Origin of the sequence: Candidatus Fusobacterium pullicola, assembly GCA_018883725.1 — a bacterium.
Lineage (GTDB): Bacteria > Fusobacteriota > Fusobacteriia > Fusobacteriales > Fusobacteriaceae > Fusobacterium_A > Fusobacterium_A pullicola.
In genome coordinates this window covers 1-7,092 of record JAHLFN010000002.1, presented here as the reverse complement: position 1 = coordinate 7,092, position 7,092 = coordinate 1, and the positions used below count along the sequence as shown (strand labels likewise).

Sequence of the window (7,092 nt, the reverse complement as noted above, 5' to 3'; positions counted from 1 at the left end):
TCTCATCATATCTCTCTATCTTTTTATTCAAATATTCCAAAGTTTCTTTTAATTCATTTATTTTAGCTAAAAGTTCCTCTCTTTGCTCTATCAGTAAATTTTTTCTAGCTTCATTTGTAGAGTCTCCTATCTGATATAGAGCTACATACTCTATTAACACCTCTATTGGAAGTCCCGCCTTTCTCATACACTTTATAAAGTTTATCCAACCAATAGAATTATCATCATAATCTCTTATTCCACTTTTATTTCTTGGTACTGGTGGAATAAGTCCTATCCTTTCATAATATCTTAATGTATCTGCACTTATATTTAATTTTTTACTTACTTCAGCTATTGTCATCTATTTTCACCTCTATTCTTTGATATCTCTATATATAAAAAATACCACTTAGAGTTAACTCTAAGTCAAGATTTTTTTTAGTGTATATAAAGTTAAAAGGATTAACCTCTATCATAATATAGAAATTAACCCTTTCTCAATTTTTTATCTTTTTATATATTTATCATAGAATTTTTTAAATTTGTCTACTACTAAATCAGGCATTACTAAATCCTCTTGCTCTTGATATGAATACTTAGTATAAGCATCTGGATCTACATCTAATGGTCCTACCCCTTGATGTTTTTCATCTGCTATTATCCACTCTTTTATATCTAAATTTGGTCTTTGAACTATAAAACTAGGTGTTCCTACTGCCTGTGATAGATGCCTAGGTCCTCCTTCATTTCCAAAGAACATATCACAATTCTTTAAAAGCATTGCTAACTCTCTGATATCCTTTGTCTCTATATTGGTAAATATATGAGGATCATTATTTAATCTCTCATGAGCTTTTAGTGCAAATTCCTTTTCAGCTGGTGAATAATAGAATATTATTTGAGGATCTAAATCATCAATTATTCTTCTAGTTATCTCTAACATTTTATCTATATTAAAAACCTTAGCTGGTACTCTAGAGTTGATAGCAAAGGCAAAAACTGGTCTAGAAAAATCTACTCCTGCCGCTTCCATCTTCTTTCTTATATATTGTTTCTCTTCATCAGATATGTGGATAGAAAAATCCTCTGTATATTTTACATCATACTCCTGCTCTAAAGGTTTTAACATCTTTAAAAACTTCTGTACCTTTGTTAACCCTTTAGGTGGCTCAACTATCTTATGAGTGTATGTGTATCCTCTATGCTTTTTAAATCTTCCTATTCTGTATTTAGCTCCTCTTGCAAAAAGTGTAAATACCTCACTTTTTGGAGTAGACATTATATCAATCACTATATCATAGTTATTCCTTGTAACTTTCCAAGCTTTTTTTATATATTTGAATATATTTTTTTGTTCCTCTTTAGTTATCTTAATTACATTGTCTATTCCCTGATGTTTCTCAAATATGGGAGCTATATGCTCATAAACTACATAGTCCACCTGTGCATCTGGAAAAGTCTGCTTAAGTGTTGTACATAGTGGTGCAGCTAATATGGAATCACCTATCTGTCTAAATCTAACTACCAATATTTTCAACTCTCTACCTCCATAAACTATCTTTCTGTATAAATTATACCATCTTTTTCAAAATTTCCCTAAATAAAAATTCAAGAATGACAAAAAAGCCATCCTTGAATTCTCTTAATTAATTATTCATTGTAATATAAGTTCTCTGTTGGGAATACTTGATCACAAGTTAGATCAATTCCTAATTTTCTAAGTGTTTGTTCGTTAGTTTTTCCAACTATATTTGTGCAATGAGCTTGTGTTCCTTTTAGCATAGTTAATTTATTTACAGCTACTTGTGCCATTGGATTAGTTGCTGCACAGATGCTTAATGCCATTAGTATCTCTTCACAGTTTAAAGCTATATTTTTGCTTTGAAGAGTTTTATCTTTTAAATTTAAAATTGGCTCTAATACTACTGGAGAGATTAATAGTATCTCATCATTTATTCCAGCAAAGTATTTAACAGCATTTAGTATTGCTGCTGACGCTGCATCCATAAGAGGTGATCCCTTACCAGTTATCATAGTTCCATCTGGTAATTCAAAAGCTATAGCTGAAGCTGGTTCTGTTTGCTTAGATTTTATCTCTTCTAGTTTCTTTCTAGCCACTCCTACAACTTTTCTATCCTCTTCTTTTAACTCTAAAGCATCCATTATGATACGTGTTCTTTTGAATGTTTCATAGTCAACATATCCTTTTTTATACTCACAACCAGTTTTAAAATATCTTCTGATTATCTCTTGTTTAGAAGCTTCTTTTACAACCTCATCATCTACTATTCCAAATCCTACTCTATTTACTCCCATATCTGTTGGTGATTTATAGATAGACTCTTTTCCTGTTATCTTTTCAATAATTCTCTTTAATAGTGGGAAAGCTTCAACGTCACGGTTGTAGTTTACAGCTGTCTCTCCATAAGCTTCTAAATGGAATGGGTCGATCATATTAACATCTTGTAAATCTACAGTTGCTGCCTCATAAGCTATATTTAATGGGTGTTTTAAAGGTACATTCCATACTGGGAATGTTTCAAATTTAGAGTATCCAGCTGCATTCCCTCTCTTATACTCATGGTATAATTGACTTAAACAAGTTGCTAACTTTCCACTTCCTGGCCCAGGGGCTGTTACTACAACTATTGGTTTAGTTGTCTCTACATATGGATTTTGTCCATATCCTTCATCACTAACTATTACATCTACATCAGTTGGGTATCCCTTTGTAGCTCTATGTTTGTATACTTTTATCCCTCTACGCTCTAATTTATTGATAAATAAAGTTGTAGCAGGTTGATCATTGTATCTTGTAATTACAACACTATTTACTTGAAGCTCATGCTCTCTTAAATCATCTATTAGTCTAAAAACTTCCATATCATAAGTTATTCCAAAATCTCCTCTGATTTTGTTTCTTTCGATATCCCCAGCATAAACACAAATTACCACTTCAAGTTTATCTTTTAACTTATGTAATACTTTTATCTTTGCATTCTCATCAAATCCAGGTAAAACTCTCTTTGCATGTAAGTCAAACATAAGTTTTCCACCAAACTCAAGATAAAGTTTATCGTAATTATTTACTCTCTCTAAAATATATTTAGATTGTTCTTCAAGGTACTTATTGTGATCAAATCCTATCTTCATTATTTGCTTCTCCTTATAACTAAATTTTATTCGACTTTATATTTTAACATAGAATTTAAATAATTACTATACTCTTTTTTATTTTTCTTTAGAATAATTTCTATTGAAATAATGAAACATTAAAAATCCACAAAAAGTTAATCCAGCTCCTATTAAAGCTGAATATTGCTCCCCTATCCCCCCATGAATAGGTAATCCTCCTAAATATGCCCCAACTGCATTTCCTAAGTTAAATGCTATCTGTATCCCTGCAGCTCCTAACATCTCCCCACCAGGTGCATATTTTATTATCAGATATTGTTGTGGACTACTCACTCCAAAAAGTCCAAAAGTTACTACACACATTAAAATTACTGATATTATTGGATTAGAAGCAAAAAAGAATATTCCAATTAAAGCTCCTGTCATAAAAATTTGTAATGTACTAGCTACTTTACCAGGAAAAAAATAACTACTTAATCTTCCACCACACAGATTTCCCAATACCATTCCAGCTCCAGCTAATACCATTAACAGTGTTATACTCCTAGGATTAAACCCGCTAACATTTATTAACAGTGGATTTATATAGCTATACCAAGCAAATACCCCTCCATTTCCTAATGTTGTGGCACCTAATATAAGCCATGGTGCTTTATCTTTTAGAAATTGAAATTGCCCTTTAAATCCTGTATCTGGTAGTGGGGCTACATATGGAACAAATTTGCTGATAGAGTATAGTGTTAATAGTGCAAAAACAACAACTATTATAAATACTATTCTCCATGTAAATAGTGAACTCAAAAATGTTCCTACAGGTACTCCTACTAAATTTGCTATAGTCATTCCAGCTATCATTATAGCTACTGCTTCTGATTCTCTTCCTTTATCAGCTAATTTTGATGCAACTATTGAAGCAACACCAAAATATGCCCCATGAGGTAAACCAGATATAAATCTTGCTCCTAACATTGTTAAATAGTTTGGACTTATAGCTGCAAAACCATTTCCAATGACCATGAGCCCTACCAATATCAATAATATCTGCTTTGGTGGTTGTTTTCTAAAGGCAATAAGTAGTAGAGCTCCAAAACATACTCCTAAAGCATAGGCTGAAATAAAATGTCCCGCTGTTGGTATTGATAAATTTAGACTTGTGGCTACATTTGTCAATATTCCCATCATAACAAATTCTGCTATCCCTAAAACTAACGTTCCTAGTGATAATGCTATCAAACTTTTTTTCATATCTCTTCTCTCCCATCATATTTTTTAAACTTTTCTAAATTTTCTCTTACTCTTTTTCTATCTATTTTTCTATGTTGTGTTGGTGTTATTCCATACTTTCTCTTATATGCCTTACTAAATACCAAGGGATCATTATAACCACAGTTACTTGCTATCTCCTCTATACTTTCATCAGTCATATCTAATAATTCATTTGCTCTAGATAATCTAAAAACTGATAGATATTCCTGTAGTGTTATCCCCATACTAGTTCTGAATAAGTTTGAGAAATAACTTCGATTCAATCCTACATATTTGATTATCTTATTAACATTTATATCGTCCCAATAATTTCTCTTTATATAGTCTAAAGCTTTATTTACATAGGGATTTAATTCCTCATCTTTTTCAATATTTTCCACACTATTTTCCTCAACAATTATTGAAAAAAATTGATAAAATAACCCTTGTAATTTTAATTCATTCGCTAAATTATTTTTCTGACTTTTTAGCATCTCTTCTATGAGCTCAAATAACTCCCTCGCTCTCTCTGTTCTAAAAATCGGCTTCTGCTGAACAAGTCCTAACTCTTGTAAGTACTTATCTACCCCCTCCCCATCAAAAGCTATCCAACAATAACTCCACGGTTCATTGGCATCAGCTTGATAAAAGGTTACAACATTTGGCTCTATTATAAAGCCTTGTCCCTCCTTTATATTATATCTCTTATTATCAACAATGTATACTCCTTTACCCTTTAGTACAACATGAATAATATATACTGGCCTAGAAGCTGGTCCAAAATTATGTAATGGGTTACATTCACTATACCCACAAAATTTTAAAGTCATATTTATTAAACTTCCATCTCTTATCTGCAGTACATATGCTTTCTCCATTTTTCTCTCCTCTTTTTAACTTTCTGAGATTTAATATATCATAATATATTTTTTTATACAAGAGCTGTATCCCCATTTTTTTTACTACTATTCACCTCCTAATTTTGATAAAGCTAGTATTCATGGGAACTTTACCATAATTTTTTCATGACATTTTATTTTGATTTTAAGTTTTTTATTTCTATTTTAGAACAATGTTCAATTTTTAAAAAAATATTTTTTCTGTAAAAATAACATTTAGACTCTTTAAAACAACAAAAAGATATTTTAAAATTATATTATATATTTTATAATTATTTTGTTAGATAAAGGTGCACATCTATCGTTTTTAATTTAAAATAGTTTTTGTTTTGGGAGGTTTTTATGGCTTTATCTTTTAAAGAAAAATATTCTTTTGGTATAGGTGCTTTTGGAAAAGACATCATACTTGCTTATGTTAATGTTTTTCTAATGATATATTTTACTGATGTTTTATACCTTTCACCTGCTTTTGTTGGGTCACTATTCTTTGTTGCAAGAATCTGGGATGCTATCAATGACCCAGTTATGGGAATGATAGTTGATAATACACATAACAAATTTGGTAAATTCCGTACTTGGATTACTATTGGTACTATTTTAAATGCTATTGCTTTTGTTGGAATGTTTTATTCTTTTGGATTTGAAGGAAAAATGTTGTATACTTATATAAGTATTGTTTATATTATTTATGGTATGACATACACTATGCTTGATATTCCTTACTGGGCATGGCTGCCAAATTTAACTGATGATCCACATGAACGTGAGCAAATTGGAGTTATTCCAAGAGTTTTTGCAAGTTCATCATACTTAATTATGGGAGTAGTTAGTTTCCATTTAATTTACTTTTTAAATAATACATTTGGTGCTGGAGATAAAAATGCAAGTCTTGGATATACTTTAGGAGCTATCCTAATTGCTATCATTTATGTTACTTTTATCGGAATAACAGTTGTAAATGTAAAAGAAACTCATAACAGCACTTCAAATGAAAAAATAAATTTAAAACATATGTGGACTATTCTTACTCAAAATGAGCATTTAAAATCATACATTGGACTTATGCTTGCTTATCAACTATTTAACGGTGGATACGGAAGCTTCATGATCTACTATCTAAAATATGTTGCTGGTAACCAAAACTTATTCTCTATATATAGTGCATGTCAATTAGCAGAAATGGTTGGGCTTGTTCTATTCCCAGTTGTTGCTAAAAAACTAGGAAGAGATACTACTTACAAAATAGCTTGTTTAGTACCTGCATTAGGATTGGTAATACTTGGATTCTCTGCTATTTTTATGCCAGCAAGTGCTTTACTCTTAGCTACTGCAATGATTATGATGAAAATAGGAGCTGGATTAATTATTGGTACTATCACAGTATTAGTTGCCGATGTTATAGACTATAATCAATTAAAGTTTGGAATGAGAAATGAAAGTATCATTTGTTCTGCTCAAACATTCTTGGTTAAAACATCTGGTGCTGTCTGCGGATTAATAACAGGACTATCTTTAACATTTTTAAAGTATGATCCTACTCTACCACAACAATCAGATTTGACTATTAATGGTTTACGTTTACTAGTTTTTATACCTTCATTAATATTCATTCTAACTAGCTTATTCATCTATGTTAAAGGTTATAAATTAAAAGGAAAAGTACTTTATGAGGTTAGAGAAAAAGTTGCTCAACTAAATAGTGATAATACTACATCTTCAAAGGAAACTGAAGAAAGAACTGAAGAGGTTCTACTTGAAACTATCAACAATTAATTTTTACTTAATAAAGGAGTTTTTATGAACATAATTTTTAATGAAAAAACAAGAGAAT

The 7,092-nt window shown here is 30.6% G+C and carries 6 protein-coding genes; 1 reads left to right on the top strand and 5 read right to left on the bottom strand.

What is annotated here, in order from left to right:
* The 5 genes from IAA47_00060 to IAA47_00040 form a co-directional block, all read right to left on the bottom strand.
* Positions 1 to 343: MerR family transcriptional regulator (locus IAA47_00060; GenBank protein ID MBU3841388.1), on the bottom strand; the 343-nt coding region annotated here is incomplete at its 3' end.
* Positions 344 to 487: 144 nt separating this feature from the next.
* Positions 488 to 1,519, bottom strand: coding sequence for a glycosyltransferase family 9 protein (locus tag IAA47_00055; protein MBU3841387.1), 1,032 nt, complete (start codon positions 1,517 to 1,519; stop codon positions 488 to 490).
* Positions 1,520 to 1,632: 113 nt separating this feature from the next.
* Positions 1,633 to 3,135 (bottom strand): DUF1846 domain-containing protein, encoded by a 1,503-nt coding sequence (locus tag IAA47_00050; GenBank protein ID MBU3841386.1) that lies wholly within the window; start codon positions 3,133 to 3,135, stop codon positions 1,633 to 1,635.
* A gap of 78 nt (positions 3,136 to 3,213) precedes the next feature.
* Positions 3,214 to 4,362, bottom strand: coding sequence for an MFS transporter (locus tag IAA47_00045; protein MBU3841385.1), 1,149 nt, complete (start codon positions 4,360 to 4,362; stop codon positions 3,214 to 3,216).
* On the bottom strand, positions 4,359 to 5,240 hold the full coding sequence (locus tag IAA47_00040; GenBank protein ID MBU3841384.1) for an AraC family transcriptional regulator: 882 nt from the start codon (positions 5,238 to 5,240) through the stop codon (positions 4,359 to 4,361). Before IAA47_00040 ends, IAA47_00045 begins: the two co-directional genes overlap by 4 nt.
* Positions 5,241 to 5,603: 363 nt before the next feature.
* Here IAA47_00040 and melB point away from each other — a divergent pair, with 363 nt between their 5' ends.
* Positions 5,604 to 7,034 (top strand): melibiose:sodium transporter MelB, encoded by a 1,431-nt coding sequence (melB, locus tag IAA47_00035; GenBank protein MBU3841383.1) that lies wholly within the window; start codon positions 5,604 to 5,606, stop codon positions 7,032 to 7,034.
* Positions 7,035 to 7,092: the final 58 nt, after the last annotated feature.